At 61.3% G+C, this 25,120-nt stretch carries 34 protein-coding genes; 33 read left to right on the forward strand and 1 reads right to left on the reverse strand.

Going from position 1 to position 25,120, the window contains the following annotated elements:
- Positions 1–84 precede the first annotated feature (84 nt).
- The 11 genes from ACUN9Y_RS09585 to ACUN9Y_RS09635 all read left to right on the forward strand — a co-directional run bounded on the left by ACUN9Y_RS09585 (position 85) and on the right by ACUN9Y_RS09635 (position 7,788).
- Positions 85–471, forward strand: coding sequence for a DUF968 domain-containing protein (locus ACUN9Y_RS09585; protein ID WP_445460478.1), 387 nt, complete (start codon positions 85–87; stop codon positions 469–471).
- On the forward strand, positions 464–646 hold the full coding sequence (locus ACUN9Y_RS09590) for a hypothetical protein (RefSeq protein ID WP_445460479.1): 183 nt from the start codon (positions 464–466) through the stop codon (positions 644–646). The genes ACUN9Y_RS09585 and ACUN9Y_RS09590 overlap by 8 nt, the downstream gene beginning before the upstream one ends.
- A complete protein-coding gene (locus ACUN9Y_RS09595; RefSeq protein WP_445460480.1) occupies positions 643–984 on the forward strand; it encodes a hypothetical protein in 342 nt (113 codons plus the stop codon). Before ACUN9Y_RS09590 ends, ACUN9Y_RS09595 begins: the two co-directional genes overlap by 4 nt.
- Positions 985–1,207: 223 nt before the next feature.
- Positions 1,208–1,849 (forward strand): hypothetical protein, encoded by a 642-nt coding sequence (locus tag ACUN9Y_RS09600; protein WP_445460481.1) that lies wholly within the window; start codon positions 1,208–1,210, stop codon positions 1,847–1,849.
- Positions 1,850–2,119: 270 nt separating this feature from the next.
- The gene (locus tag ACUN9Y_RS09605) at positions 2,120–2,671 is read left to right on the forward strand and encodes an N-acetylmuramoyl-L-alanine amidase (RefSeq protein ID WP_445460482.1); all 552 of its coding nucleotides are present in this window, start codon (positions 2,120–2,122) and stop codon (positions 2,669–2,671) included.
- A gap of 51 nt (positions 2,672–2,722) precedes the next feature.
- Complete coding sequence (locus ACUN9Y_RS09610; protein ID WP_445460483.1) at positions 2,723–3,037, forward strand: hypothetical protein; 315 nt, start codon at positions 2,723–2,725, stop codon at positions 3,035–3,037.
- Between the two features lie 80 nt (positions 3,038–3,117).
- On the forward strand, positions 3,118–3,627 hold the full coding sequence (locus ACUN9Y_RS09615) for a hypothetical protein (RefSeq protein WP_445460484.1): 510 nt from the start codon (positions 3,118–3,120) through the stop codon (positions 3,625–3,627).
- A 321-nt stretch (positions 3,628–3,948) separates the two neighbouring features.
- On the forward strand, positions 3,949–4,440 hold the full coding sequence (locus tag ACUN9Y_RS09620; protein WP_445460485.1) for a KilA-N domain-containing protein: 492 nt from the start codon (positions 3,949–3,951) through the stop codon (positions 4,438–4,440).
- A gap of 114 nt (positions 4,441–4,554) precedes the next feature.
- The gene (locus ACUN9Y_RS09625; RefSeq protein ID WP_445460486.1) at positions 4,555–5,094 is read left to right on the forward strand and encodes a terminase small subunit; all 540 of its coding nucleotides are present in this window, start codon (positions 4,555–4,557) and stop codon (positions 5,092–5,094) included.
- Positions 5,091–6,401 (forward strand): terminase large subunit domain-containing protein, encoded by a 1,311-nt coding sequence (locus tag ACUN9Y_RS09630; protein ID WP_445460487.1) that lies wholly within the window; start codon positions 5,091–5,093, stop codon positions 6,399–6,401. Before ACUN9Y_RS09625 ends, ACUN9Y_RS09630 begins: the two co-directional genes overlap by 4 nt.
- 7 nt (positions 6,402–6,408) lie before the next feature.
- A complete protein-coding gene (locus tag ACUN9Y_RS09635) occupies positions 6,409–7,788 on the forward strand; it encodes a DUF4055 domain-containing protein (protein ID WP_445460488.1) in 1,380 nt (459 codons plus the stop codon).
- A 67-nt stretch (positions 7,789–7,855) separates the two neighbouring features.
- On the opposite strand, the gene ACUN9Y_RS09640 is transcribed toward ACUN9Y_RS09635, so the two are convergent.
- On the reverse strand, positions 7,856–7,996 hold the full coding sequence (locus tag ACUN9Y_RS09640) for a hypothetical protein (RefSeq protein ID WP_445460489.1): 141 nt from the start codon (positions 7,994–7,996) through the stop codon (positions 7,856–7,858).
- Here ACUN9Y_RS09640 and ACUN9Y_RS09645 point away from each other — a divergent pair, their 5' ends adjacent.
- The 22 genes from ACUN9Y_RS09645 to ACUN9Y_RS09750 all read left to right on the forward strand — a co-directional run bounded on the left by ACUN9Y_RS09645 (position 7,997) and on the right by ACUN9Y_RS09750 (position 25,110).
- Entirely contained in the window at positions 7,997–8,857 is an 861-nt protein-coding gene (locus tag ACUN9Y_RS09645; protein ID WP_445460490.1) for a hypothetical protein, read from the forward strand.
- An 87-nt stretch (positions 8,858–8,944) separates the two neighbouring features.
- Entirely contained in the window at positions 8,945–9,595 is a 651-nt protein-coding gene (locus tag ACUN9Y_RS09650) for a hypothetical protein (RefSeq protein WP_445460491.1), read from the forward strand.
- Positions 9,596–9,610: 15 nt separating this feature from the next.
- Positions 9,611–10,621 (forward strand): hypothetical protein, encoded by a 1,011-nt coding sequence (locus tag ACUN9Y_RS09655; RefSeq protein ID WP_445460492.1) that lies wholly within the window; start codon positions 9,611–9,613, stop codon positions 10,619–10,621.
- A gap of 60 nt (positions 10,622–10,681) precedes the next feature.
- Entirely contained in the window at positions 10,682–10,819 is a 138-nt protein-coding gene (locus ACUN9Y_RS09660; protein WP_445460493.1) for a hypothetical protein, read from the forward strand.
- A gap of 56 nt (positions 10,820–10,875) precedes the next feature.
- Positions 10,876–11,253, forward strand: coding sequence for a DnaT-like ssDNA-binding protein (locus ACUN9Y_RS09665; protein WP_445460494.1), 378 nt, complete (start codon positions 10,876–10,878; stop codon positions 11,251–11,253).
- A gap of 1 nt (position 11,254) precedes the next feature.
- The gene (locus tag ACUN9Y_RS09670) at positions 11,255–11,491 is read left to right on the forward strand and encodes a hypothetical protein (protein WP_445460495.1); all 237 of its coding nucleotides are present in this window, start codon (positions 11,255–11,257) and stop codon (positions 11,489–11,491) included.
- A 1-nt stretch (position 11,492) separates the two neighbouring features.
- Positions 11,493–11,867 carry a hypothetical protein gene (locus ACUN9Y_RS09675; protein ID WP_445460496.1) on the forward strand — a complete coding sequence of 125 codons (375 nt, stop codon included), beginning with the start codon at positions 11,493–11,495 and terminating at the stop codon, positions 11,865–11,867.
- A 2-nt stretch (positions 11,868–11,869) separates the two neighbouring features.
- On the forward strand, positions 11,870–12,250 hold the full coding sequence (locus ACUN9Y_RS09680) for a hypothetical protein (protein ID WP_445460497.1): 381 nt from the start codon (positions 11,870–11,872) through the stop codon (positions 12,248–12,250).
- Positions 12,247–12,645 (forward strand): phage tail terminator-like protein, encoded by a 399-nt coding sequence (locus ACUN9Y_RS09685; RefSeq protein WP_445460498.1) that lies wholly within the window; start codon positions 12,247–12,249, stop codon positions 12,643–12,645. Before ACUN9Y_RS09680 ends, ACUN9Y_RS09685 begins: the two co-directional genes overlap by 4 nt.
- A gap of 63 nt (positions 12,646–12,708) precedes the next feature.
- Positions 12,709–13,623 carry a phage tail tube protein gene (locus tag ACUN9Y_RS09690; RefSeq protein ID WP_445460499.1) on the forward strand — a complete coding sequence of 305 codons (915 nt, stop codon included), beginning with the start codon at positions 12,709–12,711 and terminating at the stop codon, positions 13,621–13,623.
- 9 nt (positions 13,624–13,632) lie between these two features.
- Positions 13,633–14,034, forward strand: coding sequence for a hypothetical protein (locus tag ACUN9Y_RS09695; RefSeq protein WP_445460500.1), 402 nt, complete (start codon positions 13,633–13,635; stop codon positions 14,032–14,034).
- A 289-nt stretch (positions 14,035–14,323) separates the two neighbouring features.
- A complete protein-coding gene (locus ACUN9Y_RS09700; protein WP_445460501.1) occupies positions 14,324–14,737 on the forward strand; it encodes a hypothetical protein in 414 nt (137 codons plus the stop codon).
- 67 nt (positions 14,738–14,804) lie between these two features.
- The gene (locus ACUN9Y_RS09705) at positions 14,805–14,969 is read left to right on the forward strand and encodes a superinfection immunity protein (RefSeq protein ID WP_445460684.1); all 165 of its coding nucleotides are present in this window, start codon (positions 14,805–14,807) and stop codon (positions 14,967–14,969) included.
- Positions 14,970–15,031: 62 nt separating this feature from the next.
- Positions 15,032–17,017 carry a hypothetical protein gene (locus tag ACUN9Y_RS09710; RefSeq protein WP_445460502.1) on the forward strand — a complete coding sequence of 662 codons (1,986 nt, stop codon included), beginning with the start codon at positions 15,032–15,034 and terminating at the stop codon, positions 17,015–17,017.
- Positions 17,018–17,020: 3 nt separating this feature from the next.
- Entirely contained in the window at positions 17,021–17,377 is a 357-nt protein-coding gene (locus ACUN9Y_RS09715; RefSeq protein ID WP_445460503.1) for a phage tail protein, read from the forward strand.
- Complete coding sequence (locus tag ACUN9Y_RS09720; RefSeq protein WP_445460504.1) at positions 17,374–18,084, forward strand: phage minor tail protein L; 711 nt, start codon at positions 17,374–17,376, stop codon at positions 18,082–18,084. Before ACUN9Y_RS09715 ends, ACUN9Y_RS09720 begins: the two co-directional genes overlap by 4 nt.
- Entirely contained in the window at positions 18,084–18,803 is a 720-nt protein-coding gene (locus tag ACUN9Y_RS09725) for a C40 family peptidase (protein WP_445460505.1), read from the forward strand. Before ACUN9Y_RS09720 ends, ACUN9Y_RS09725 begins: the two co-directional genes overlap by 1 nt.
- Complete coding sequence (locus ACUN9Y_RS09730) at positions 18,803–19,375, forward strand: tail assembly protein (protein ID WP_445460506.1); 573 nt, start codon at positions 18,803–18,805, stop codon at positions 19,373–19,375. The genes ACUN9Y_RS09725 and ACUN9Y_RS09730 overlap by 1 nt, the downstream gene beginning before the upstream one ends.
- Complete coding sequence (locus tag ACUN9Y_RS09735; protein ID WP_445460507.1) at positions 19,372–22,665, forward strand: host specificity protein J; 3,294 nt, start codon at positions 19,372–19,374, stop codon at positions 22,663–22,665. The genes ACUN9Y_RS09730 and ACUN9Y_RS09735 overlap by 4 nt, the downstream gene beginning before the upstream one ends.
- Positions 22,662–23,048, forward strand: a complete 387-nt coding sequence (locus ACUN9Y_RS09740) for a hypothetical protein (RefSeq protein WP_445460508.1) — start codon at positions 22,662–22,664, stop codon at positions 23,046–23,048. The genes ACUN9Y_RS09735 and ACUN9Y_RS09740 overlap by 4 nt, the downstream gene beginning before the upstream one ends.
- Entirely contained in the window at positions 23,041–23,400 is a 360-nt protein-coding gene (locus tag ACUN9Y_RS09745) for a hypothetical protein (protein WP_445460509.1), read from the forward strand. The genes ACUN9Y_RS09740 and ACUN9Y_RS09745 overlap by 8 nt, the downstream gene beginning before the upstream one ends.
- A gap of 39 nt (positions 23,401–23,439) precedes the next feature.
- Positions 23,440–25,110 carry a prophage tail fiber N-terminal domain-containing protein gene (locus tag ACUN9Y_RS09750; RefSeq protein WP_445460510.1) on the forward strand — a complete coding sequence of 557 codons (1,671 nt, stop codon included), beginning with the start codon at positions 23,440–23,442 and terminating at the stop codon, positions 25,108–25,110.
- The last annotated feature ends 10 nt before the right edge of the window (positions 25,111–25,120 follow it).

A 25,120-nucleotide genomic window follows, 5' to 3' on the forward strand; every position in this document is an offset into this window, starting at 1 on the left:
GGATCTGTTGGATAGGATCGACAGGAGGGATTCGTGAGGAGATCAGCAATTCAGCGGAAGACCCCGCTTCGCAACCGGGCGCCGATGGCCCGCAAGCCTATGCAGAAAGCCCGCAGAAAGCCGCAGAAAGCGTCGAGCGACACCCGGTGGCGCAGCCCGGCCTATCTGGCGTTCGTCCGCTCCCTGCCCTGCTGTGCGTGCGGTGGCCGTGCCACGGACGCCCATCACGTCATCGGCCTTCACTGGGGCCTGTCCGGCATGGGCACCACGGCCCCGGACAGCTTCGCCATGCCGGCCTGCCGAGAATGCCATCGGGATATCCACACCCGGCCGGGAATGCAGGCCCGCCAGCCCTGGTGGTTGACCGACACCATCAACCGCGGTCTCGACCACTTCACAGACGAGCCCATCGTCGGCGCTCTGGCCGACGCCCTCGAATTCATCGCCGCCCGGGAGAACGCACATGACTGACCACATCGACAACGCGCTGATCCGGCACGAGCGGCACCTGGAGTGCCAGGGCTGCGGATCGGTCCCCGGCCAGTATCACGCCCCCGAGTGCCCCAGCGTGAATGCATTCGCCGTTGGCCGGATTCGCCTGGGTGATGAGGCGCCCGCCAAGCGCGCCCAGGAGCAAGAGCAATGAACGACCTCGCCCTGGGCCGCATGAAGGCCGGGAAGATGAACCAAACAGAGGCGGCCTATGCCGCCCTGCTCGAGCAGCAGCGCACCGCTGGCGAGATTGCCTGGTACCGCTTCGAAGGGCTCAAGCTGCGCCTCGCAGACAACACCTTCTACTCACCCGACTTCGCGGTTATGCGAGCTGATGGACTGATGGAGTGTCACGAGGTCAAGGGCTTCTGGCGGGACGACGCGCGCGCAAAGATCAAGATCGCCGCGGACCTCTACCCCTTCCGGTTCATCGCCGTCATGAAGCGCCGGAAAAAAGACGGCGGTGGCTGGAGTGAGGAGGTGTTCGAGTGACCTACGGCGAGCGCCCCGAAGGCATGATCGACTACGACTGGCTAATCGAATGTCAGTGCCGCCATGTCGCCAGAGAAATGAAGGTGGGCCGAGACAAGGCGGCCCGAGGGGCCATATTCGAACGCTGGCGAGGGATATGTCCCGCTATCAGCAAGGACCGAGTAGGGAAAATCTGGCGCGAAGGCGTGCCAATGCCGGGTAATGACACACGGGAGAACGCAGCATGATCATCACCAAAGACACCCGCATGGCCTGGGCCCTGGCTCGAGATGACGGCATGAGAAGTCAGCACGAGATCATCGTCGCCCGCCTGGAGCAGGGGTGCGATATCAACCCAGGCGCAAAAGGAGGCGCCGGTGCTGGCCTTCTCGCCGACTATGCCCGCGTCCACAGCTGCATCGAGGCCATGTCCGCCCCAGAGCGTCACGTGGGAGACGCCCTGAACTGTCGCGGCGTCCTTAGTGATGGGTCGCACAAAAAGGCGACGATTCAAGCCGCGCTGGCGGTATCGCAACTCGCCGCCCAAAGAATGCCCGGGTTCCACCGCTGGTCACCGGCCCGGCAGCAGATGCTCTATTGGGTTGCCCTTGCCGCTATCGAAAGACAATGGGTGCTGCTCTACGACATACCAGAGAAAACCGACTTCAAAGGGCGCGAGGAAGGCCGAACTTTGAGCGAGCCCTGGAAGATCGGGAAGTGGATTCGCGGCAAGCATGGCCAGTCGCTGGATCTGAAAAACTGGGGGAAACAGTGGTCAGACGCATGGGTGTTGCTTCAGGAGGTGATTCAAGAGTTGGACTTTTCAGGGATTGAAACGCTTAATTCGCGGTGTTACATCCAAAATAGTTGGAGAAAAGCCGGATGACAGTATTGCGAGGGTAGGCGATATGGACTAGTCTACTCCCATGCTGGACGGCATACGCCCAAACAGCTATCACATCTCAAAGCCTCGCCCTCACCGGCGGGGCTTTTTCGTTCCTGCGCCCTGGCCTACAGCCGGGGCGTAGTTCGTTATGCCGCCCTGCGAGCCTTCCCTCGCCCTGGTCGGGCGGCACCCTTTCTCGTGATGACGCCCACCTGGTGTCTCTCTTGCCTGCCCACGTCGGCGGGCATTTTTATTTCGAGGTGCATGATGATGGCTTTGCAGACTCGCACCCTATTCGTGTCCGCCGGCCACTCCATGTCCGACCCTGGCGCAACCGGTAACGGCCTGACCGAGGCTGACGTGGTGCTCGACTTGCGCGACCGGCTTTGTGACTACCTCGCTGCCAAGCTCGTCTTCGCCCGCGACGGCGAGCCCGGCCAGAATCTACCGCTGCGCCAGGCATGCGAGATGGCCAAGCGCCATGATGTCGCTGTCGAGTTCCACTGCAACGCCTTCTCCAAGCCCACCGCCACCGGCGTCGAGACACTGTCCGATGAGAGCGGTAAACGGCTAGGTGCCATCCTCTGCCATTCAATGGCGAGCGTCATGGGTATCGCCAACCGCGGCGCCAAGGGTGAAGGTTCTGGTCAGCACAGCCGCCTGGCCTTCGTCCGCGCCGGCGGGATCATCGTCGAGCTGTTCTTCATCACGAACCCTGACGACATGAACGCATACCGCGACAACCTCGACGCCCTAGTGGCTGAGATCGGCCAGGTGCTGATCAACGAGGTGTGCGAGCCCGAATACTCCGACGCTGCCTAAGAGCGGTGCGGCCCCGACTTATTCAATGCGCAGGCCCACCGAGGAGGCGGGATGTCTGAAGCCAATCCCGATACTGCCGTGAGGTCTAAACCAATTCTTGAACGACACCTACAGACCGTGCTGCTCGCCTTGGTGGTCGCCCTTCTTGGCTGGTCAGGCAACACCACGCTGACTCTGATTGAGACATCGGCCCGGCAAGACGAACGCATCAGCACCTTGATCAGCCTGACCGAGAACCTGCGGCAGGATCTGCGCGACGTCGGCACCAACTACATGAAGGTCAACGACGCCGCCATCTACCGGTCGCAGATCAACGGCCGCATCGACGCTCTCGATGGGCGCCTGAAACGATTGGAGGACCGGTGATGAAGTGGAGGGATGTTGGTGGCTTTCTATCCGAGATCGCCCCGGGCGTGGGTCAAGCGCTCAAGGAGGCTGCCCCGGGCATGGTTCAGGTCGCTGGAGCCGCGGCTGGCAATGCCGTGCTACCTGGCGCTGGCGGCCTGGTCGGTGCTGCTTTGGGTCGCCGCGTCGCTGACGCGCTCGGTACTGAGGCGACGCCGCAGGCGGTAGTGAGCCAAGTGCAGGCTAATCCCGAAGGCGCCAAGGCCAAACTGAGGGAGCTCGACATCGAGCTGACTCGCCTCTACCTAGAGGATCAGCAGAGCGCCCGGGACATGCAGATTGCCGTTCTGCAGTCACAGAATGCCGGATGGCTGGCCCGCAACTTCGTGTACCTGCTCGGCACGCTGGTGATCGTGGCAGTGTTCGCCTACATCGGCGCCATCACGTTCGTCGAGCTGTCTCCTACCGGAGAGCGGTACGCCGACATCGCCGTCACCGGTATCGCCGGCGGCCTGATCGGGAGCGTGGCCGGCTTCTTTCTCGGCGGAAAGCAGCGGCAGATCGACGGCCCGGCGCCCCGCACGTTCATGGACGCGATCAAGACGCGATAGACACCCACGGCCGCAGGAAGGTGACCGCCCTTCGGAGAAAGCGCCCAAGGGCCCTATTCAGCCTGTCGTGTTGAGCAATCCATTACACCGACAGCGTATGGCGGATAAATCCCCGGCGATGTATTCGCCTTTCGTAAAGTAAACAGCACCACTCAAGCCCTGGCACCCGCTGGGGCTTTTTTGTACCTGCGCCACGCACGGCGTAATAACCCAAGAGCCTTTCAGAAAGAGCCCAGGTGAAGCGTCGGTAAAAGCTGGCGAGCTTCTCTTGGGGCTGGCGTTTCTGTGCGACTGGGCTCTTTGCTAAAAGGAAAACGCACCATGCGCAACGTCATTCCTTTCGACTACCAAGGCCAATCTGTTCGCTTTGATGAGGATGGGTGGATCAACGCTACCGACATCGCAAAGCGCCACGGAAAGCGCCTGAGCCACTGGCTCGCAAACGATGAGACGAAGCGATACATGGCCTCGTTGGCCCGCCATCTGAATATCCGGGATTCCGGCTATTTGATTCGAGCGCATAGAGGCCGTGGTGGCGGCACATGGCTCCACCCAAAGTTATCCGTTGCATTCGCTCGCTGGATTGACGTCGATTTCGGCGTATGGGCAGACATGCTCATCGACGACATTGTTCATGGCCGCGCCACCCTTCGTCAGCAGTTAGATGATGCTTGCCGGGCATTAGATGATCAGGACCAGCGCGGCAGCATGGCCGGTACCGAGCTAGCCCGACATCGCTGGGTTAAGCCGCCGCTGGAGCAGAGAGTCGCTTATCTCCGCGACCAGATGCAGCTCAAGCTGGACGTGGCATAAGCACAACGGTGGTCAATCTGACCACCCCTCGGGATCCGGGTCCGCATGCTCGAGGATCAGATGCAGCTGCGCCTGCTCGCGTGAGCCCAGCCCCACCTATTCGATGAGGCAACCATGACCAAGAAGACTGCCCGGGAGGCTGTCGCGCTGACAGCACGGCAGTCTCGTTTCGTGGATGAGTACCTGCTGGAGCCGAATGCGACTCAGGCATACATCAGGTCCGGCTACAGCCCTAAAGGCGCCAATACGGCCGCCGCACGCCTGTTGGCAAATGTTCGCATTCAAACAGCCATTCAGCAGCGCATGGACGAAAGGTCTAGGCGAACGCAGGTCGACGCCGATTACGTACTCCACCGACTGCATGACATTGATCAACTCGACATCATCGACATCCTCGACGACGCCGGCAACGTGAGGCCCGTCAAGGAATGGCCGAAAGAGTGGCGACAATCGATCACGGCCGCTGACCTGCACGAGATGCAAGTCGGTGACGTGATGACTGTGGTTCGCAAGATCAAGTGGCCCGACAAGCTCAAGACGCTCGAGCTGATCGGCAAGCACGTCAGCGTGAGAGCCTTCGAGGAAGACAAAGGCGCCGGATCAGACGACCTCGCTACTGCCCTTTCCCAGCTTGCGGAGAAGCTACCCGGATGACCCCTGCCCTCCAGCGACAACTCGACCGCTGGTATGGGCTCAAGGACATCCCCGAGCAAGTCCGACTGATCAATGAGCAGGTGCGGTTCAAGGTGGTGCCGGCTGGCCGCCGATCCGGCAAGACCGAGCGGGCCAAGCGCTACCTCGCCAAGCAGGCCATGAAGAATGCCGGCGAGAAGTATTTCGCCGCCGCTCCGACACAAGACCAGGCCAAGAAGATCTGGTGGGACGACCTGTGTGCCATGACACTCTCAGCGACTCACCCGACTCAACCCAAGGTAAGCCCTCAGCCGGTCATCTTCCTGCCCAACGGCACCGAGATACACGTCATCGGCCTGGACAAGCCGCAGCGCATTGAGGGCATCGCCTGGACTGGCGGCATCATTGACGAGATCGCAGACATCAAAGGCAGCGCCTGGGAGGCCAACATCCTGCCGGCGCTGAACACCGTCAGCCCTCTGCGCCCTGACTACCGGGCCTGGTGCTGGCTGATTGGCGTGCCTGACGGCCTCAACCACTACTACGACCTCTACCAGTACGCGCTTAGCTCGGGTGACCCAGAGTGGGCAGCGTACCACTGGAAATCTGCTGAGATTCTGCCGCCCGACGTGGTGGAATCGGCCAAGCGCATCATGTCAGCCAAGCAGTACAAACAGGAGTTCGAGGCCAGCTTCGAGACTGCCACCGGCCGCATCTACGAAGACTACAGCAAGCACAACCACACCGACGCCAGCATCGCACCGCACGAGCAACTGTGCTGGATGCACGATCAGAACTTTACGCCGCTGTCGTCCGCCATCGGTGTCCGCCGGGGCGATGACCTGTATCTGCTCGACGAGATTGTGCTCGAGAGCGCTATCAGCCGGCAGTCAGCCACCGAGTTCGTCGAGCGCTATGCCGATCACGAGAACAAGCACGTTCTAATCTACGGCGATCCCGCGGGGCGAGCTGGCGAGAAGCACGGCCACGCTTCCGACTACACCGAGATTGAAGACGTGCTGCGTGAACATGGCTGGAAGTTCAGCCGCAAGGTCAAGAAGAAGGCCCCGGCCATCAAGGATCGCCAGAACGCCGTCCGCGCCAAGGTATGCACAGCGACTGGAGAGAGAAGCCTTTACGTCAATCCAACCACTGCTAAGTGGTGTGACAAAGGGCTGTCGACCGTCCAACTCCAGAAAGGCTCGACGTTTCAGGAAGACCAGACCAACCAATACCAGCACATCACCACGGCCATCGGTTACATGGTCGAGGCTGAGTGGCCCATGACAGGCCAGGTGGCTGCCATCGGCCCCATCAAGTTCAAGTGAGGTTCCAATGCCCGTCGATACCAAGCACTCGCATTACGCTGCGCACCAGGAGCAGGCACAGCGCGTGCGCGATGCCGTGGCGGGCTCCGATGCGGTCAAGAAGCGTCGCGAATCGTACCTGCCCAATCCGGACAGTGACGACGAGGAGCGCTATGAATCGTACATCAAGCGAGCAGTCTGGCTGGGCGTCACATCGCGCACCCATGCCGGCATGTTGGGCGCAATCTTCCGCAAGGCCCCGACTACTGCCCTGCCCAAAGCAATCGACTACATGCAGGATGATTCGGATGGCTCTGGCGGCAGCCTTGAGCAGTTCGCCAAGCTGACATCCTCTGGCCTGATGCAGGACGGCCGCCGCGGCGTCATGGTCGACTACCCGGAAGCTGCGGATGGCCTGACCCAAGAGCAGACGCGCGGGCTCAAGGCCACCTTGCGTCACTACGACAGCGCTTCGATCATCAACTGGCGTCGAGAAGGCGAGCTACTGATTCTGGTAGTGCTCCGAGAGTTCTACGAGAAAGGTGATGACGAGTTCACCAGCGATCTTGCCGAGCAATACCGAGTGCTCCGCCTGGAAGATGGCGTCTACACCCAGCAGGTCTACCGGGATGGCCAGCCTGCCGGAGAGAAGATTTCGCCGCGAATGGGCAATGGCAACCAGTGGCCAGTGATCCCCTTCCAGTTCCTCGGCACCGTTAACAACGACGAGACGCCCGACAAGCCGCTGCTGCTGGATATCGCCGATCTGAACCTGGCGCACTACCGGAACAGCGCGGATGTGGAGGAAGCGTCATTCATCGTCGGCCAGCCTCTGATTCACGTCGATATCGGCGAGACGACATCCGAGGCATGGACAGAGCTCAACCCGAACGGCATTGCCGTGGGCTCCCGGCGCGGCGTCCAGACAAAGCAAGGCTCACTGACCATGGTGCAGGCCGAGGAGCGCAACTTGCCCCTCAAGCTGATGGAGCACAAAGAGGCGCAGATGCTGGCCATCGGGGCCCGCCTGATCGAGCAGCATGGCGGCAACGAGACTGCAGAGGCTGTGCGCGCCCGCTCAGGAGCTGAGAACGCCAACCTGTCTACCGTGGCCACCAACGTCTCGGACGGACTGAGCAACTGCCTGCAGTGGGCTCTTACGTTCATGACTGCTAAGGCGGTCGGTCCCGTCGATACCATCGAGTTCGACCTGAACCAAGAGTTCTACCCGCAGGACGCTGACCCGCAGACCATCATGGCAATGATCCAAGAGGTTGATCGCGGCCTGATTGCCAAGCCGGACTATCGAGCATGGCGCCGAAAGACTGGCGTCATTGCTCCTGACCGTACCGACGATGACATCGATGCCGATGCGCAGACAGGTGGGACTGACCTTGGGGTGATCTGACATAGTGATTACGCATGGCTAGGCTTAGCGGCCGAAGGGAGAAGCTGATTTGACTTCAGATGTTCGCCTACTCGAGCGGCTGATTCGCCACCAGATATTCGTTCAACAGTTCGGCGGCAGCCAGGTTAAACGGGCCATGCCGATCATCCGGCAGCTCGCCAAGGATCTTCGACAGCGCATCCAGGCCGCCGAGGCTACCGAGTTCCAAATGTCGCGCATGGCGGCCCTGGAGGCCGATCTTCGCTTCATCGCCGCTCAGGCTGGCGACGAGATCCAGCAGGCCCTGGACCTCGAAGACTTCGCGGTCCAGGAGGTGAAGTTCACCGAGCGCCTGCTGGGCGCAGCGGTCACCGTTGACCTGGCCGAAGGCATTTCCCCAGAGGTGGTCCGCGCCCTGACGACTCGCCGCAAGATGCGGCTGGTCAGCGGCGACACCATCAAGCAGCTCACCATCCCCGAGATGTGGAGCGAGTTCGCCGGTGCCGCCGCCAAGGATGCCCGGCGCGTTGTCGAGAAGGGTATTCTGGCCGGCGACACTCAGCAGCAGATGGCGCGTGGCGTAGCGGAGATCGTCAGCACTCGCACCCGCCGGCAGGCCGAGGCTGTCGTCAGAACTGCGACCAACGGTATTGGTGATGCGGCGCGCGGCATGGTCTACGACGCCAACGCCGACCTCCTTGAGGGAGAGCGTTTTTTAGCCACTCTCGATGGGCAAACGACAATAACCTGCGCCGGCTATGACCAGTCCGTTCACCCGCTTGGGCGGGGGCCTCGCCCTCCTCTCCATTATGGATGCCGATCGATTCGCGTACCGGTGATCAAAGAGCAGTATCGCCTGTCGACGCTGGGCGAACGGGCCTCGATGGATGGCCCGGTCTCCAACCAGATGACCTACGGCGGGTTCTTGCGAAGGCAGTCAAAGGAATTCCAAAACGAGGTCTTGGGCAAGCGTCGGGCTGAACTGTTCCGGTCTGGCAAGGTGCCGATCGACAAGTTCACCGACAGTCAGGGTCGAGTCCTCACGCTTGATGAACTTGCCGCCCGCGAGGGGCTAACGCTAGCCGCCTGACACCACCACACATCACGGCCCCGCCACTGAGCGGGGCTTTTTTATGCCCGCAGGTCGCGGGCGGCCGCATCAACACGGGAGATGATGATGCCGATGCAGATCGAACACGAGGGCCAAACCCTCACCGTCTACACCGAAGACGAGATGAAGACCAAGATCGACGATGAAGTCGCAGGACTCAAGGTCACGAACCAGCAGCTGAAAGATGAGAAGCGAGAGCTCTCCGACAAGATCAAGACTGTCGACGACGAGAAGCGCCAGGCCGAGGAGGAAAAGGCCCGCGCTGATGGCGACCTTGAAAAGCTGCAGCGCCTGATGGACGAGCGCATTGAGGAGCAGCGCAAGGCTCATGACAAGTTGGTCGGCGATATCCGCAAAGAGAAGGTCGGCGGTGCTCTCAATGACGTGGTGACCCGCCTAGGCGCCGGCGGCACTCGCAACGAAGATCTGCGCGACCTGCTCAAGACACGGTTTGAGTTCGACTACGACAACGACACCGGCAAGGTCACTGTCTCGGGTGACGGCATTTCCTCGCTGGATCAGTTGGAAAAGACCATTCAGGAATCCGGGCGCTATGACGCCTACCTGGCTGGCAATCAGGCGTCGGGTGGGGGCTCCCCCGGCAGCCAAGGCGGAGGCCCCGCCGGCAAGAAGCTGTCCGACATGAACGAAAAAGAGCGCATCGAGTTCAAGCAGCGTGATCCCGAAGGGTTCCGCCAAGCGCTCTCCAACCGATAAGCAAGGAGCCTCACAATGGCGACTGTTCGACTTTCCGATGTGCAGTTCGACGAGGACGTATACCTCTCGTACCTGCAAGAAGACCGCCCCGACCGAAATGCCTACATCGCATCTGGCGTCGCGGTGACCAGCAACGAGCTTCAATCTCGCGCCAACGGCGAAGGTGGCCTGACCTCGATCCCGTACTGGAAGGATCTCGACGCCTCCGGCGAGAACAACTCCAGCGACGATCCGACTCAGAAGGCCACCCCGGACAAGATCGGCACCGGCAAGATGGCGGCCCGCAAGATCTTCGTCAACAACGGCTGGCAAGCGGCCAACTTGGTCTCAAGCCTGATCGGCAACGAAGACCCGATGCGCCAGATCGCCTCGCGCACATCTGCGTACTGGGAGCAGCGCTTCGCCGCTCGCGTCCAGGCCATCACGCTCGGCCTGTTCAACCAGAACGATGCCGGATCAGGCGACATGATCTTCGACGCATCCATCGAGGACGGCGCCAACGCGGCTGCCGACAACAAGTGGACCTTTGATGGCTTCGTCGATGCTCGCGCCACCATGGGCGAGTCTGCCGACAAGCTGGCCCTGCTGGCTGTTCATCCGGACACCCTGACGCAGATGATCAAGCAGGAGAAGATCGATTTCGTCACCGACTCGCAGACTGGTGTGCGCATCCCGTTCTACAACGACTACCGCGTCGTTGAAGACAAAAAGCTCCCGGTGATCGCCGGCACCACTAGCGGATTCCGCTACGTATCCGTGCTCTACCGACAGGGCATGATCGGTTACGGCGAAGGCACCCCCCGTCGCCCGGTGGCGGTCGAGTTCGACGAGGCTGCTGGTAACGGCGCTGGCATCGAGACTCTGTGGGAACGCAAGGAGTGGCTGATGCACCCCGAAGGCTACAAGTTCACCGACGCCTCTGTCGCTGATCTCTCTCCGACCATCGCCGAGTTCGAGACCGCGGCCAACTGGTCGCGCGAGTTCGAGCGCGAGAACGTCGGCATGGCCTTCTTCGTCCACAACTGATCGACAGGGGGCGCCACTAGGCGCCCCGCTGCTCTCCACTCTAAGCACAAGGTGATCGACATGGCAGAAGCCTCCGAAACCCAAGAAAAGGCCACCACGCAGAAGACCAACAAGGACGGCTTCGTCCCTGGTCAGCGAGTGAGTCCGAAAGAACTGGCCGAATTCCGAAACAAACAGCGCAAGGCCGCTCGCAAGTAACTACCCAGTAACACCCCGGGCGGCCCCAGCCGCCCACCTATTTCCGAGGCCATGACATGACCCAGTACATCACCGTTGCCGACGTGGACGCCCTGCTGCCTGCCGGCTGGGAAGGCACTGGCGACAAGACCCGCGCCGTCCTCGAGGCCAACACCTGGATGACCTCGCGCGGCGTCATGGCCTCCGATCCTGTCGAAGCCGACATCAAGCAGGCCGGCGCCTACCTGGCGCAGGATGCTGCCGCGGGCACGCTGTACGGCGACCGCGATCCGGCGCTCAAGAGCAAGCGGGTCAAGGCCGATACGGTCGAGTCGGAGAAGCAGTACCAGGACGGCGCCACGGCTAGCTCCGGCACGCTGAGGCTGGTCAACGACCTGCTCCGGCCCTACCTCACCGGCGGCGGTGGCTCCACCTTTGCTGTTCGGAGGGCGTGACATGAGAGTAACCATCAAGCCGGAAACCACATACACCGTAAATGTTGATGGCAAGACGTTTAGAGGGATGATCAAGCGCAGCGAGTGGAACGGGATGATGGAGCTGCGTGACGAGCAAGGCAGGACCATTATCGTCGAGTCGCCGCCACCCCTTGGCGCCATCCTCACCAACGTCTTCGGCGGCGATAACGAAGCCTGGGAGGTTGATCTGGTAAAGGCATCTCCGGGGGTGGTGTGACATGGGCCTACGTGACGATATTCAGGCCGACATTGCCGAAGCCTACGACAGCGACCTTGCCGATGCTGTGCGATCCTTCACCGGCTCCCGGGAGATAGCCGGCGAGTACGATCCCGATACTGGCAGCAGCAGCACGACAACGGTTACCTATACCGGTCGCGGCGTGGCCGGCGGCTACTCGGTCGAAGAGGTCGACGATCAGCACATCAGGCGCACCGACGTGAAGATCTCCGGCGTGCTCCAGAATGAGCTGATCTTGGACGCTGACCAGACCCCGGCTACGCCCAAGATCGATGACACCATCGATGGAATGCTGGTGGTCAACGTTGGACAGGACCCCGCCAAGGCCACTTGGACAATCCAGCTTCGGAGGTAGCCATGGCCAAGCGAGGATGGAGCAAATCGCTCTCTGGATTCTCTCGCCAGGTTGAGAGCGACCAGAACAAGCGGCTGCGGGCCACGGCCCTGCAGGCGCTAACAGGCGTCATTGAGCGGTCGCCCGTCGATACCGGCGCGTTCCGTGGCAACAACATCGTGTCCGTAGGTCAGCCGCAGAACACCTACAACCTCGAAGCCACTGGTGACTACAACCTACAGCAAGGCGAAGTGCGGCTGTCGCGAGTCACTGGGGCGTTCGAAGTGATCTACATCCAAAACAACCTCCCCTACAGCGAGGAACTGGAAGGCGGTTCGTCCACCCAAGCCCCTGCCGGCGTCTACGCCATCACCTTCGACAACCTGCGAGCGCAGAACACATGACCTTCGACGAGATCCGCATCGCTATCGAGTCGCGCCTGGTGTCGTGGGATGGCGTGCCGGTAGCGTTCGACGGCGCCCCGAATGGCCCGAGCGTGGATGCGGCCATCGCCAACCAAGAGCCATGGATCCGCCTCACGATCCAGCACGGCGACAGCTTCACCGCCGGCGTCGGCTCAAAGCCCTGTGTTCGCCGCCCCGGGCTGATTCAGTGCCAGGTGTTCACCCTGGACAATAAGGGCAGCCGGCAGGCGTACCAGATCGCTGACTCCCTAGCCGAGCACCTTCAATACTGGCGTACCGGGCACCTTGAGACGCTCGCGTCGTCTGTGCAGCGCATAGGGCCGTCTGGCGGCACCTATCAGATCAACGTATCGACGCCCTTCCGCGCCGGCTAAATCGCCCCACCGCCCACATCCGAGCCGCCTTGAGCGGCTTTTTTCATGCCTGGAGAAAATGCCATGTCCAGCGGCTCTCAGATCGCAACTTACCTCGCTCCTGAGTCCACACCAGGGGAAACGCCCGATCCGGCGACCTGGGACACCCTGCGCCTCACCGGCAACACCCTGACGCCCAACGTCTCCACTGAGGTCTCTGCGGAGGTCCGCGAGACTCGCATGCAGGGCGGCGGCATCATCACCAGCCTCGACTACTCCGGCGACCTGGCCGGCGAAATGAGCGCAGGTACGTTCGACAAGCTGCTGGAAGCAGCCTTCTACGGCACCTGGACGACCGACGTGCTGGAGATCGGCGCTGACCGCCACACTTTCACCATCGTGAAGGCGTTCAAGGACGTCGGCATCTACTCGACCTTCAAGGGTGTGCACATCGGTGCCATGCAGCTCGACATCCCCGAGGAAGGCAAGGTGACCTGCAGCTTCACCGGCATGGGCCTCGGCTATGAGGACGGCGAGACCGACCCGACCGCCGCTGGCACCGTGAACCCTCAAACAACCACCGTGGCGATGGGCTCGGCCACCAGTGTTGGCGACATTCTCGTCGACGGGGCCACCCTAGCCGGTGAGGCCTGCATCAGCGCCCTGTCCATGTCCATCGACAACACGCTGAAGACCCAGCGCTGTCTCGGCAAGGACGGCCCCGGCGCCCTGATTGCCACGTCGGCCAACGTCTCCGGCTCGCTCACCATGGCCTGGGGCAAGGCGGCCTGGAACCAGTGGAAGAAGATGCTGACCCGGGAGGCCATCGGCGTGTCCTTCCCGCTCTCTGATGCCGCTGGCAATGAGTACACCTTCGAGCTGCCCGAGATCGAGATCGACGGCGAGCTGCCTGACGGCGGTAACGAGGACATCGTTCAGGTGACCCTCAACTACACGGCCAAGAACACACCGATCAAAGTCACCCGCAGCCTGGCGTAAGGAGTCAGTATGGCTTTCAATGCAGAACAGAATGACCCCGCCAAGATTGAAGAGGGGGCAGTAGTCGAGCTGCGCGGCGCCAGGTGGTACGTAGCCCGGGCAGGAAACGCGGTTTATCGCGAAGAGATTGAGGCTATCCGACGCAACCCACCCGAGACGCAGCAGGACCGGATGGTGGCCGAGGCCCGAGCAATTGCCAAAGGCATCCTGCGCGGCTGGCATGTGGATGACGTGGTTGATCGTCACGGCGAGCCAATCCCATACACTGTTGAGAACGCAACTCGAATTCTGTTGGAAAACGATGATGTTGCCTGGGACTTGGTTCAAGAATCCAAGCGGCGCGAGAACTACCTCCGGGACGATATTGCAGACCAAGGAAAAAAGCCGCGGCAGCGCTCAAGTACCGCCTGACAGCAGCCGGGCGGGAAACCAAACTCGCCACGATCGCAAAGGCACTAAACCTCACAAAACAGGTTGAACCGCCCGAGATCGACGAGCGCTGCGCCTTCTGGCTGCATCTGTTCGATCTACTCTCTCCTTCAAGGCCAGCCGGCTTCGGCTCCATCCAACCCATACCGTTGTCTGAGATGGCTGCCTTGCTCCAGATGATGGTGCTACCCTGCTTAGCAGACGAGTTCATTAGCGTTATGCGAGAGATGGACTTTGCCTATCTAGAACACCACAACAAGGGTAAAGGGAAATGAAGGGAGCGATTGCCTTGTGCGCCGCCGTAATGCTGACCGGATGCGCTACCTCTCCAGTTCCAGCCGAGCAAGCTGACCAGGTTCCAAGCGAAAGGCTATACGGCCTTCAGAACCAGCCAAAAACACCACACGCCACTGTTCAAATCACACGAGACTCCGGTGTTAACTTCTCCATGTGCAATGCGAGTGTGCACATCGACGGCAAGAAAGTGGCGGAGCTAGAGCCCAGCGAGACAGCGTCGTTCTACGTTGATCCGGGCGAGCGGGTTTTAGGAATTACCACTGGTGGAGGAATCTGCGCCAACCTTATGCAAGAGCTTGAGTCCAGCCTCAAGGAAGGAGAGCGGAAACGCTACCGCATATCAATGGACGCCAGTGGATCATTAGACCTTTCTCGAACAGCATTCTGAGGTCCGTATGGAAGCTGGATATGCTTACGTCCAGGGGCTGCCGGTCCACCCTCTGATTGCCCTAGCCATGGCGATAGCGGCGTACTTCTTGCCGTGCATCATTGCTGCCATTCGAAAGATGCCTCACACAGCAGCAATCACAGTGCTGAACCTCGTCGCTGGCTGGACCTTCGTCGGCTGGGTTGTCGCGCTCACGTGGGCCTGCCTCGATAAGCCAAAGCCTAGTCAGTAGCCGCTACCATTCCCCTCTTCAAGCCCGCCAATGTGCGGGCTTTTTTGTGCCTGGAGAAAACGATGGCCTTTGAATCTCGCCTAGAGCTGACCATCGACAGTCGTGGCGGCGAGCGACAGCTCAAGCGTCTGGAGCGTGGGCTAGATGGAGTCGAGCGCCAAGGCGATAAAACAGCCCTAGCGACTAAGAGGATTGGCGCCGCCGCAACAGTCGCTGCTGGGGCCCTGGCTGGGCTTACTGTCGGCACCGGCGTGTTTGCGGCAGTAGCACGCCAAGCGTCGAGTGCTGCGGTCGAAATCGAGCGCATGGCACGCATCTCGAACACAAGTGTCGAGAGCTTTCAGCGTATGGCCTACGCCGCCAACCAGTACAACGTCGAGCAGAACGAAGTAGCGGACATTCTGCGCGACGTGCAAGACCGGGTCGGTGATTTCCTGTCCACAGGCGCCGGTGAGTTCGCCGACTTCTTTGAAAACATCGCTCCACAGGTCGGCCTGACCGCCGACGAGCTGGCCAGAATGTCCGGCCCGGAAGCCCTGCAGGCGATCTACAACGCCCTGGACAAAGCCAACCTCTCCGCGTCAGAAATGACGTTCTACATGGAATCCCTCGCCAGCAACTCAACCGAGCTGATCCCGCTTCTGCAGAGCGGTGGGCAGGCCCTTCGCGAGATGGGCGACGAGGCTGATCGCACCGGTAAGATTCTTTCGAGCCTGGAAATTCAGCGTCTCAAGGATATCCGAACCGAGTTTTCCGAGCTTGAGCAGCAGCTCACGGTTGAGACCTCTCGAGCCATAAGCCAGTTCGACGACATGATGAAGTCGTCATTGGAAGGTGTTAGCTGGGCCATTGAAAACGTGTCGCGGGGATTTTCCGCGTTCATGGACTATTTCCGGGAAAACGATCTTAAAAGGTCTCTGGTCGGTATCGATGACGAACTTAGCCGAGTATTCGACGACAAGCGTCGAATCGAGCTGCGCATCGAGATGTATGGTGCCGATTCTCCGCAAGGCCAGGACGCACTCGCCGCCCTGGATGAGGTGAAGGAGAGCTATGACGAGCTAATCGATCGCAAAAAGGAGCTTCTCCAGGAGCCTGAGGCGTTCCAACCACCAGAAGCGCAGACGTTCGATCGCGTCAGCAGCAAGGAGCGTGCGGAAGCGGAGCGTGAAGCCGCCAAGCTTGAGCGCGAACACGCCCGCGAAACAGAGCGCCTGGCTGCTGCACAGCAAAGCCTCGTCGACCGACTCTACCCTGCCCAGGCGGCATGGGAGCAGTACCGCGAAGACCTGGAGATGCTCAACCTAAGGGTAGCGACTGACGAAACGCTTAGTCTGGCCGATGCCACAGAGCGACTTCGTACCGAGCTTTCTGTCGAACTGACCGGCGGCTTTATGGAGCAGATAGCCACCGGCGGGCTTGCGGAGAAGGTCAAGGAGACCGACGACATCACCCGGGACCTCGGGCTGACATTCTCCAGCGCGTTCGAGGACGCCATCGTCGGAGGCAAAGGGTTCCGTGACGTGCTGGCGGGAATCACAGAAGACATCGCGCGCCTCGCGGTACGCAAGAACATCACCGAGCCTGCCGTCGACTGGCTTGGAACAGCCTTCTCGACCGGGCTGGCGGCATTCGGTGGTGGATCAGGGTCAGCAGGCACCTACGGCGGCGGCAGCGTCGGAGGCCTGTATGCCGATGGTGGCTATACCGGCGATGGCGGCAAGTATGAGCCCGCTGGCGTCGTCCACCGCGGCGAGTTCGTCGTGCAGAAAAGTGCCGTCGCTCAGCCTGGCGTCCTGCCGATGCTCGAGCGCCTCAACAGCATGCCTGGCTACGCCAACGGCGGCATGGTAGGCGGGCCCGCCTCATCCAGCCCCGTGGCCCCGCAGATCACCTATGCCCCTCAGCTCAACATACAGGCACAGCCAGGGGCCACGCAGCAGGATATCGATCGCCAGACCGAGGCATTCAAGCGAGCCAACAAGGCGCAATTCGCGCAGTTCATCATCGAACAGCAGCGCCCTGGTGGACTGCTGGCCAAGGGTTAAGCCATGGAACTCGACTTTCTCCCCGATATCAGCCGGGCGCCCGACTATGGGCTGATCGACCAGCCATCCTACAACGTCGATACCGTCAAGTTCGGCGACAACTTCACTCAGCGGCGTCCCGCAGGCCTCAATAGCGTCATGCGCGAGTGGACTGTCACTTGGTCGCTCATTACTCGAGAGGAAATGGAACGCCTGCGCGACTTCCTGAATTCTCGCCAGGGTGTCTATGCCTTTCTGTGGGGTGTGCCGGGCGAGCCTGAGGCATTGCGAGTGGTGTGCAAGGAGCCGCCCAAGACGGTCAATACGAGCTTTGGACGCCATACCCTTTCAGCCACTCTCACCGAGGACTTCGGGCTATGAGCCAGGTCATCGCTTCCGATGCCCAGCACCTCGAGCAGGACGCGATCGTCACCATGTTCGAGCTTGATGCTCGCAACTACGGTGACGGCATTCTGCGCTTCGCACCCTCGCCGGTGGACGGCGGCCCGGTGGGGTTCAACGGCTACGAGTATCAGCCGGTTCCGATCAAGGCCGAGGGCTTCGAGTGGAATGGCCAGGGCACCCTGCCCCGGCCGACGCTCACGGTCACCGCCATGGAGCTCGCGTTCCTGTCGCTGGTGATCAGTGCCGACGACCTGGTGGGCGCGCCTGTCAAGCGGCTTCGCACCTATCGCCGGCACCTGGATGACGGCAGTGCGCCCGATCCCGAGGCCTTGTTTCCGGTCGATTACTACGTGATCGAGCGCAAGGCCTCGCAGAACCGCCGCCAGATTCAATTCGAGCTGTCTGTTCAGATGGATCAGCAGGGTCGCATGATCCCTCACCGCCAGATACTGCGTGACACCTGCACCCACACATATCGCTATTGGGATGGTAGCCAGTACCGCTACGAGGGCGTGACCTGTCCCTATGCGGGCTCTGGCGAGTGGGAAGCTGACGGCTCGGATGCCCTGCCTGGCATGGGGCGCGATGTATGCGGCAAGCGGTTGAGCGACTGCCGGTTGAGGTTCGGGCAAGCCGGCGTCCTCCCGACACGTGCCTTCCCGGGCGTCGGGAGGGTTCGCTGATGCTTGAGCAGTACGCCAACCAGATTCGAGCCGAGGCCCTGGCCGCCTACCCCGAAGAAGCGGTGTGGCTTATCACCGACGACGGCTGCCGCCAGGTAAAGAATACCGCCGACGATCCTCTAGCAACCTTCGCTATCGGCAAGCGTGACATGGCCGCCGCGACCGCGCACGGGCTGCTCGCGATCATCCATTCGCACCCTGACTACCCAGACTGCCCCAGCGAGGCCGACATGCGCGGCCAGATCGCCTCAGGAGTGCCTTGGGGGATCGTGGCCACCGATGGCACAGACACCACGCCAATCCGCTGGTGGGGCCATGGTGATCGCCCAGAGCTGATAGGGCGAGGCTTCGCTCATGGGGTCACAGACTGCTACGCGCTGATCCGCGACTACTACGCCATGGAGCTCGCCATTGACCTACCTGAGTTCCCGCGATCGTGGGAGTGGTGGCTCAAGGGTCAAGACCTCTACCGCGATGGCTTCGCCGAGGCCGGGTTCCGCGTCATTGAGGCGAATGAAGCCCGGCCTGGTGATATGTGGTTTGCCCAACTGCGCAGCGACGTACCAAACCACGCCGGAGTACTGCTTGACCATGGCCTGGCTCTGCACCACCCATCGGCGCGTAACCCTGTTGACCCTGAGCGACTGTCACGCCGCGAGCCGATTGGCCGCTGGTTTCCCTACATCACCCACTGGCTCCGTCACACGTCGAGGGACTGATGAAAACGCTATTCCTGCATGGATCCTTGGGGGCTCGCTTCGGCGAGTCCTTTTCGTTGGACGTGCGCGATCCTGCCGAGGCATTGCGCGCCTTGCTGACTCAGATTCCTGGGTTTGAAGCCGCCATACGTGACGGCGACTGGCATGTCGTGCGCGGCCGGCTAGATGACGGTGACTCACTGGATGAGGAGGGACTGCTGGTCGGTGTTGGGGAGGACAGTGAGATCCATATCCTGCCCGCCATCTCGGGCGCCGGCGGCGACGGTATTTGGCAGACCATCGCCGGTGCCGTTCTGATCGTTGCCAGCTTCTGGGCCGGCCCTTATGGGCCGATGCTGTTCAATGCCGGTGTCGCGCTAGCCCTGGGCGGTGTGGCGCAGATGCTATCCCCGACCCCGCAGACAGGCGACTACGGCGAGCGAGAGCGACCCGACGAGCGCCCTTCCTTCCTGTTCGATGGCCCGGTCAACACATCGACCCAAGGCCTACCCGTGCCTGTGATCTACGGCCGCATCAAGACCGGCAGCGTCGTTGCGTCCGCCGGCATGACCTCTGAGGAGCTGGACGCATGACCGATCTGGTTGTCTATGGCGAGAAAGGCGGCAAGGGTGGCGGCGGTGATGCTCGCACGCCGCGCGAGGCGCCGAATACGCTACGCTCCACGTCCAAGGCTCGGGTCGTCGATATCATCGCTGAGGGGCCGATTGTCGGCCTCGTGGGCGGACTCAAGGGCATCTACCTGGATGACACGCCGCTGCAGGATGAAGGGGGTAGCTACAACTTCTCGGGCGTCACCGTTCACACTCGCACCGGCGAGCCTGATCAGTCTCATATTCCTGGCTTCCCTGCTATCGAAACGGCCAGCGATGTCTCGACCGAGGTGACCAAAGCCACGCCGGTGATTCGGACGGTCACGAATCCGGAGGCCGATGCTGTGCGCGTCACCGTGCAGCTTCAGGCACTGAGCTATCAGAACGTCGAGAATGGCGACCTGCTGCCGTCTGAGGTGGCCGTGGCCATCGATGTGCGCCCAAACGGAGGAAGCTGGTCAGAGAAGCGCTACGACACCATCAAGGGCAAGACAACCAGCCCTTACCAGCGGTCCTATCGTGTCGACCTCACTGGCCAGGGGCCTTGGGATGTCCGCGTGCGCCGCATCACCCCCGACAACGGCAGCGCGACACTGCGCAACCAAACGTACTGGTCCACCTTCACCGAGATTATCGACGCCAAGCTTCAGTATCCCGACACCGCTCTCGTCGGCATCGAGGTGGACGCTCAAGACTTCGGCAGCCAGATCCCGGCGCGTAGCTATGACGTGAAGGGCCTGATCGTCAAAGTGCCGACCAACTACAACCCGGTGACGCGAGCCTACTCCGGCCTATGGAATGGCGCGTTCAAGCTGGCATGGACGGATAACCCTGCTTGGTGCTTCCTCGACCTGGCCACCAGCACCCGCTATGGCGCGGGTCTCGAGAGCGTCGACAAATGGGGGCTGTACCAGATCGCGCAGTACTGCGACGAGCTGATCCCTGACGGCTTCGGCGACGAAGAACCGCGGTTCACCTTCAACACCGTGCTGTCGAGCCGCAAAGAAGCGATCACCGTCCTCGATACCCTGGCGTCTGCTTTCCGCGGCATGACGTACTGGGGCGCCAATACCGTGATGGCCACCGCTGATATGCCGGCGGATCCGGTCAAGCTCGTGTCTCCGGCCAATGTCGTCGATGGCGAGTTCGAGTACAGCGGCACTGCGCTCAAGGCTCGGCACTCGGTTGCCCTGGTCAGCTGGAACGATCCGGCAGACAACTACCGCCTCCAGGTGGAGGTGGTCGAAGATGCCGACGCTATCCAGCAATTCGGCTGGAAGCAGGTCGACGTCACCGCCGTTGGCTGCACCAGCCGCGGTCAGGCGCATCGACTCGGCAAGTGGATGCTCTACAGCGAGCGCGCCGAGACTGAGACGGTCACCTATCAGGCCAGCGTCGATCATGCCGACGTGCGCCCTGGCGATATCATCGCAGTGAATGATCCTTCGACAGCCGGTGCTCGCTTGTCCGGTCGGATCGCTATGCCTGGCCTCTCGGAGCTGACGCTCGATCAGGTGCCGCCTGAAGCGTCCGGAAGCAACTGGTTCCTCGACGTACTGCTGCCCACGGGTGGCATTGAGCGCCGTGAAGTTGACCAGTTCCGCGGTGACCGCATCACCTTGGTCGCCCCGTTGTCCGCCGAGCCGATCCGCGGCGCCATCTGGATGCTCTCTAGCCAGGACGTGGAGCCCCGGAAATTCCGCGTTCTCTCCGTGGTTGAGCAAGAGTCTGCGGTCTACCAGGTCACTGCCGTCGAGCACGACCCGACGAAGTACGATCGCGTCGAGCAAGGCCTGAATCTGCCCGATGAGGATTACACGCTGATCCCGACCGGGCCGGTGGTGGCGCCCTACTCCATCACCGTCGAGGCCTCGAAGTACCTGGCCGGCGGCACTGAGCACCAGAAGATCACCGTGAGCTGGACGCCAAGCGATGACGCTCGAGTCGTCCGTTACATTGCCGAGGTGCAGGGACCGAATGACGTGTCTTGGGGCGAGGTCTTTACCGGTACCGGCACGTCCTTCGATATTCTCGACGCCGCTCCTGGCGAGTGGCAGATTCGCGTGCACGGTGTCACCGGCACCGGCACCAAGTCGCCCTGGGCATATCGCACCACTAACGTCGCTGGCCTGCTGCTCCCGACGCCGCCGGATAGCATCGACATCCGCGCGGGCACCTTCGAGATCACGCTGATCCCCAATGGCCTCTACCCTGGGCAAATGTGGGAGTTCTGGCGGTCGAATGCGGCACTATCGTTGGGCCAGATCACCTCCAATGCTGTGCGCGTCGGCGTTGGGCCCACCCTCACCGATACCGACCTCACGCCCGATACGACATATTTCTACTATGTCCGCGGCGTAAACGCGTATGGCGTCTCGAGCTGGTACCCGGTGCAGGCCACTACTGAGAATGATCCCGAAAAGATCATGTCGGTGATCAGCGGGCAGATCAAACAGACAGACCTGTTCAGTGATCTGAGCCAGAACATCGACGGGCTCAACTCTAGCTGGGTGCTCAACGTCACCGGCGGCGGTCGCGTGGCCGGCTTTGGTACCGCCTACGACGACGACCAGGACGTGTTCGACTTCGGGGTGCTCGCCGATCGCTTCTACATCGCCCAGCCGGGTGACGGCGCCGCCGAGGTAATCCCGTTCATCTTCACCAACAACACGCTGTACCTGAAAGAGGCGCTAATTCAGTACCTCACCTTCACCAAGCTTAAAGCGTCAGATGGCTCGTTCATCGTCGAGAACGGAAAGGTGAAGGCCAGCTACATCCAGGCCGATGAGCTCCATGTGGATTACGGCAAGCTCTACAACATCGACGTGCAAAACGCCCACATCCGCAACGCCGCCATCACCAACGCCAAGATCGCAAACGCAGCAATCACCACTGCGAAGATCGGCATCGCCCAGATCGATACGCTACGGGTCGCCGGCAACGCGATCACCGTACCGGCTGGGGCTGCCCGCTCGGGAAACCTCGGAAGCACCGGCAATTGGAGGGACCTGCTCTCGGTTTATATCAACGCCGAGGGCAACCGAGTGTTTGGCTGGTTCTCCGCCGTCAGCAGAAACGATGGCAATTACTTCCGCTGGGTGGTGGATGGGAGCGTCAAGCACGAGATCGGTGGCGGCGCCAACTCTGCTCCGAACGGCATCATTGATTGCGGGACTCAATACGGGGTGACAGTGAAGGTGCAGACCAAAAATGCTCTCGGAACGTCCTACCTCGACTATTCCTCACTCCTGGTGATGGGGGCTAAACGATGAAAATCGCCATCTACTGCGAGCTCACCGGCTTGATCCAGCGCATCACCGAGTGTCCCGAGCAATTCGTCGAAATGCAGTGCGGCGATGATGAGAGCTACGTGATCCTCGATAGCGACCTGGACGACTCGGCGCACTACGTCGACCTGGCCAGCGGTGCAATTCAGCCGAAGAAGACTCGCGACTACAACCTGGCGTGCCGCGGCCTGTCGGCCATCATTACCGGTCTGCCCGCCGGCACCCTCGTGCGCGTCGAAGGTGCTGAGGTGATAGCCGACAACGACCCGACAACGGTGACATTCGACGTGCCGGGCGAATACCTACTGGAGCTGGTGGGCCCGGCCGAATGCCTCGATGAAACGCTGGAGGTGGTGATCGATGGCTGATCTTGGCATCAAGCGCTTCGCTTCCCGAGCAAAGGCCGAGGCTCACTATCTCGCCTTGGTCGATCAGGAGGCGGAAGCGGCCCGCTATGTCTCACCGGCCCAAGAGGCTATCTATCAGCTCAAACTGGCAGAGGCGGCCAACGGCTTCGGCCCCAGGTTAGAAGCCGAGGCTGCTGCGACTGACACCGATGTGGCTACTGTCTGCCAGCGCATCAAGCATGCCCGGCAACGATGGGAGGATCGCGCCGGCGCCATCGAGGACGCCCGGATTGCGGCTAAGGCCGTCATCCGACAATCCAAGGCTCCCGCCGACATGCACTGTGCTCTATCGCAATTTCGCAACGCACTATGACAGCCGCCCTCAAGGCGGCTTTTTCATGGGAGTAATACCATGACTCTGAGCCTATCCGGCACACTGAAAGACCCCTATGGCGACGCCCTGCCCGGGGCTCGCATTCGATTCGACGCAGTGCTCACCTCATCGTCTGTGCTTCAGTACATCCGTGCTGAGGCCACGACCGACAGCGGCGGTGACTACGCCCTGCAGGTGCAGGAAGGGCGTTACAACGTCTACGTGCTGACCGATCGCTCATACCTCACGCTCGGCAAGAACGTAGAGGTTCGAGCCGACACTTCGGCGACCACGCTCAATGAGCTGCTGATCGACTGGCAAGGTGAGCAAGACCTGACCCCGGCCATCGTAATCGAGTTCCGAGCGCTTACCGCGGAGGCCCGTGGGTATCGAGACGAGGCCGAGTCCTCGGCAAGCGCCGCCTCTGACAGTGAGATCAACGCAGCGCAGTCCGAGAGCAATGCCAGCACGAGCGCGAGCAATGCCGCCGACAGCGAGGCAAACGCTGGACAATCAGCGACGGCGGCTGCCGGCTCTGCCACCGCTGCCAGCAACAGCGCGGGCGCTGCCGCGACATCCGAGTCAAACGCCTCAGGCTCGGAATCTGCAGCAGCCTCCTCGGCCACTAGCGCCGCTGACTCAGCGGACGCCGCTGCAACGTCTGAGAATAACGCCTCGACCTCAGCCACCAATGCCGCTGAAAGCGAGACCGGCGCTGGCGACTCTGCTGCCGAGGCCATGCACTGGGCTCAGTATCCGAACGACACGCCTGTGCCGGAAGGTAACGGCTCTCAATACTCTGCCGCTCACTGGGCCGAAGTCTCGCGGCAGCGCGCCGTCAATGCCATGGTCGCCCAAGGTGCCTGGGATGCAAGCACAGGCACGCTCCCCGCCGAGCCTGCCGGTGCCAGCTATTGGCTCGTCACTGGCGCAGCCAGTGGCGAAATCATTGGCGGTGTCGAGTATCGCAATAAGGACATGCTGCTGTGGACGCCGAATGAGAGTGGCGGTGGTGGCACCTGGTCCAAGATCGACAATACCGACAGCGTGGCCAGCGTTGCCGGCAAGACTGGCGCGGTCACGCTCGTTCCGGGAGACGCAGGTGCCGACCCTGCTGGCTCGGCCGCTGCCGCTGAGCAGGCGGCTAAAGACTATGCCGTCCAACGCTCAAACCACACAGGCACCCAGCCGCTCTCGAGTATCTCAGGTGCAGGCACTGCTGCTGGTGCTGATACAGGCACTGGTGCGGGGCAGGTACCCACAACCGCCGATGCAGATGCCCGATATGCGGTACTGGCTGGGCCGAACAGCTTCGACACGATGCTTGAGGTCAATGGTGTCCAAATTGTCGCCAGCGGATCGAACACTGATGGAAACTGGACGCGTTTTTCTGACGGCACGCTTATCCAATATGGCAGGCATGTTTCGTTCAACTCCACAACAGACACTGTCATGGGGCCATTGTATCGAAGCACTGCAGGGCAGATAGCCATTCTTCTCCCACAAGCATTTTTTGGCAATCGAGATGATTACTCTTCATCCGTTCAGGTTGGAGGAACGAGCTTTCAGGCGGCTGCAGACGATTTGGTAGGGGTTCAGCAAGTACAACATGAGAGCCAATCTGAGATAAGGCCAATTCTGGTATCCACTATCATTCAGTCAGGGACGCTATATTTTACGTGGCAAGCGAAAGGTCGCTGGAAAGCCTAGAGGATAACAT

This window comes from Halomonas sp. V046, from assembly GCF_052645355.1.

What these genes read in the sequence shown, in the direction of transcription:
- ACUN9Y_RS09585 (WP_445460478.1), top strand. Translation starts at nt 85, where the DNA reads ATGGCCCGCAAGCCTATGCAGAAAGCCCGCAGAAAGCCGCAGAAAGCG.
- ACUN9Y_RS09590 (WP_445460479.1), top strand. Translation starts at nt 464, where the DNA reads ATGACTGACCACATCGACAACGCGCTGATCCGGCACGAGCGGCACCTG.
- ACUN9Y_RS09595 (WP_445460480.1), top strand. Translation starts at nt 643, where the DNA reads ATGAACGACCTCGCCCTGGGCCGCATGAAGGCCGGGAAGATGAACCAA.
- ACUN9Y_RS09600 (WP_445460481.1), top strand. Translation starts at nt 1,208, where the DNA reads ATGATCATCACCAAAGACACCCGCATGGCCTGGGCCCTGGCTCGAGAT.
- ACUN9Y_RS09605 (WP_445460482.1), top strand. Translation starts at nt 2,120, where the DNA reads ATGGCTTTGCAGACTCGCACCCTATTCGTGTCCGCCGGCCACTCCATG.
- ACUN9Y_RS09610 (WP_445460483.1), top strand. Translation starts at nt 2,723, where the DNA reads ATGTCTGAAGCCAATCCCGATACTGCCGTGAGGTCTAAACCAATTCTT.
- ACUN9Y_RS09615 (WP_445460484.1), top strand. Translation starts at nt 3,118, where the DNA reads ATGGTTCAGGTCGCTGGAGCCGCGGCTGGCAATGCCGTGCTACCTGGC.
- ACUN9Y_RS09620 (WP_445460485.1), top strand. Translation starts at nt 3,949, where the DNA reads ATGCGCAACGTCATTCCTTTCGACTACCAAGGCCAATCTGTTCGCTTT.
- ACUN9Y_RS09625 (WP_445460486.1), top strand. Translation starts at nt 4,555, where the DNA reads ATGACCAAGAAGACTGCCCGGGAGGCTGTCGCGCTGACAGCACGGCAG.
- ACUN9Y_RS09630 (WP_445460487.1), top strand. Translation starts at nt 5,091, where the DNA reads ATGACCCCTGCCCTCCAGCGACAACTCGACCGCTGGTATGGGCTCAAG.
- ACUN9Y_RS09635 (WP_445460488.1), top strand. Translation starts at nt 6,409, where the DNA reads ATGCCCGTCGATACCAAGCACTCGCATTACGCTGCGCACCAGGAGCAG.
- ACUN9Y_RS09645 (WP_445460490.1), top strand. Translation starts at nt 7,997, where the DNA reads ATGTCGCGCATGGCGGCCCTGGAGGCCGATCTTCGCTTCATCGCCGCT.
- ACUN9Y_RS09650 (WP_445460491.1), top strand. Translation starts at nt 8,945, where the DNA reads ATGCCGATGCAGATCGAACACGAGGGCCAAACCCTCACCGTCTACACC.
- ACUN9Y_RS09655 (WP_445460492.1), top strand. Translation starts at nt 9,611, where the DNA reads ATGGCGACTGTTCGACTTTCCGATGTGCAGTTCGACGAGGACGTATAC.
- ACUN9Y_RS09660 (WP_445460493.1), top strand. Translation starts at nt 10,682, where the DNA reads ATGGCAGAAGCCTCCGAAACCCAAGAAAAGGCCACCACGCAGAAGACC.
- ACUN9Y_RS09665 (WP_445460494.1), top strand. Translation starts at nt 10,876, where the DNA reads ATGACCCAGTACATCACCGTTGCCGACGTGGACGCCCTGCTGCCTGCC.
- ACUN9Y_RS09670 (WP_445460495.1), top strand. Translation starts at nt 11,255, where the DNA reads ATGAGAGTAACCATCAAGCCGGAAACCACATACACCGTAAATGTTGAT.
- ACUN9Y_RS09675 (WP_445460496.1), top strand. Translation starts at nt 11,493, where the DNA reads ATGGGCCTACGTGACGATATTCAGGCCGACATTGCCGAAGCCTACGAC.
- ACUN9Y_RS09680 (WP_445460497.1), top strand. Translation starts at nt 11,870, where the DNA reads ATGGCCAAGCGAGGATGGAGCAAATCGCTCTCTGGATTCTCTCGCCAG.
- ACUN9Y_RS09685 (WP_445460498.1), top strand. Translation starts at nt 12,247, where the DNA reads ATGACCTTCGACGAGATCCGCATCGCTATCGAGTCGCGCCTGGTGTCG.
- ACUN9Y_RS09690 (WP_445460499.1), top strand. Translation starts at nt 12,709, where the DNA reads ATGTCCAGCGGCTCTCAGATCGCAACTTACCTCGCTCCTGAGTCCACA.
- ACUN9Y_RS09695 (WP_445460500.1), top strand. Translation starts at nt 13,633, where the DNA reads ATGGCTTTCAATGCAGAACAGAATGACCCCGCCAAGATTGAAGAGGGG.
- ACUN9Y_RS09700 (WP_445460501.1), top strand. Translation starts at nt 14,324, where the DNA reads ATGAAGGGAGCGATTGCCTTGTGCGCCGCCGTAATGCTGACCGGATGC.
- ACUN9Y_RS09705 (WP_445460684.1), top strand. Translation starts at nt 14,805, where the DNA reads ATGGCGATAGCGGCGTACTTCTTGCCGTGCATCATTGCTGCCATTCGA.
- ACUN9Y_RS09710 (WP_445460502.1), top strand. Translation starts at nt 15,032, where the DNA reads ATGGCCTTTGAATCTCGCCTAGAGCTGACCATCGACAGTCGTGGCGGC.
- ACUN9Y_RS09715 (WP_445460503.1), top strand. Translation starts at nt 17,021, where the DNA reads ATGGAACTCGACTTTCTCCCCGATATCAGCCGGGCGCCCGACTATGGG.
- ACUN9Y_RS09720 (WP_445460504.1), top strand. Translation starts at nt 17,374, where the DNA reads ATGAGCCAGGTCATCGCTTCCGATGCCCAGCACCTCGAGCAGGACGCG.
- ACUN9Y_RS09725 (WP_445460505.1), top strand. Translation starts at nt 18,084, where the DNA reads ATGCTTGAGCAGTACGCCAACCAGATTCGAGCCGAGGCCCTGGCCGCC.
- ACUN9Y_RS09730 (WP_445460506.1), top strand. Translation starts at nt 18,803, where the DNA reads ATGAAAACGCTATTCCTGCATGGATCCTTGGGGGCTCGCTTCGGCGAG.
- ACUN9Y_RS09735 (WP_445460507.1), top strand. Translation starts at nt 19,372, where the DNA reads ATGACCGATCTGGTTGTCTATGGCGAGAAAGGCGGCAAGGGTGGCGGC.
- ACUN9Y_RS09740 (WP_445460508.1), top strand. Translation starts at nt 22,662, where the DNA reads ATGAAAATCGCCATCTACTGCGAGCTCACCGGCTTGATCCAGCGCATC.
- ACUN9Y_RS09745 (WP_445460509.1), top strand. Translation starts at nt 23,041, where the DNA reads ATGGCTGATCTTGGCATCAAGCGCTTCGCTTCCCGAGCAAAGGCCGAG.
- ACUN9Y_RS09750 (WP_445460510.1), top strand. Translation starts at nt 23,440, where the DNA reads ATGACTCTGAGCCTATCCGGCACACTGAAAGACCCCTATGGCGACGCC.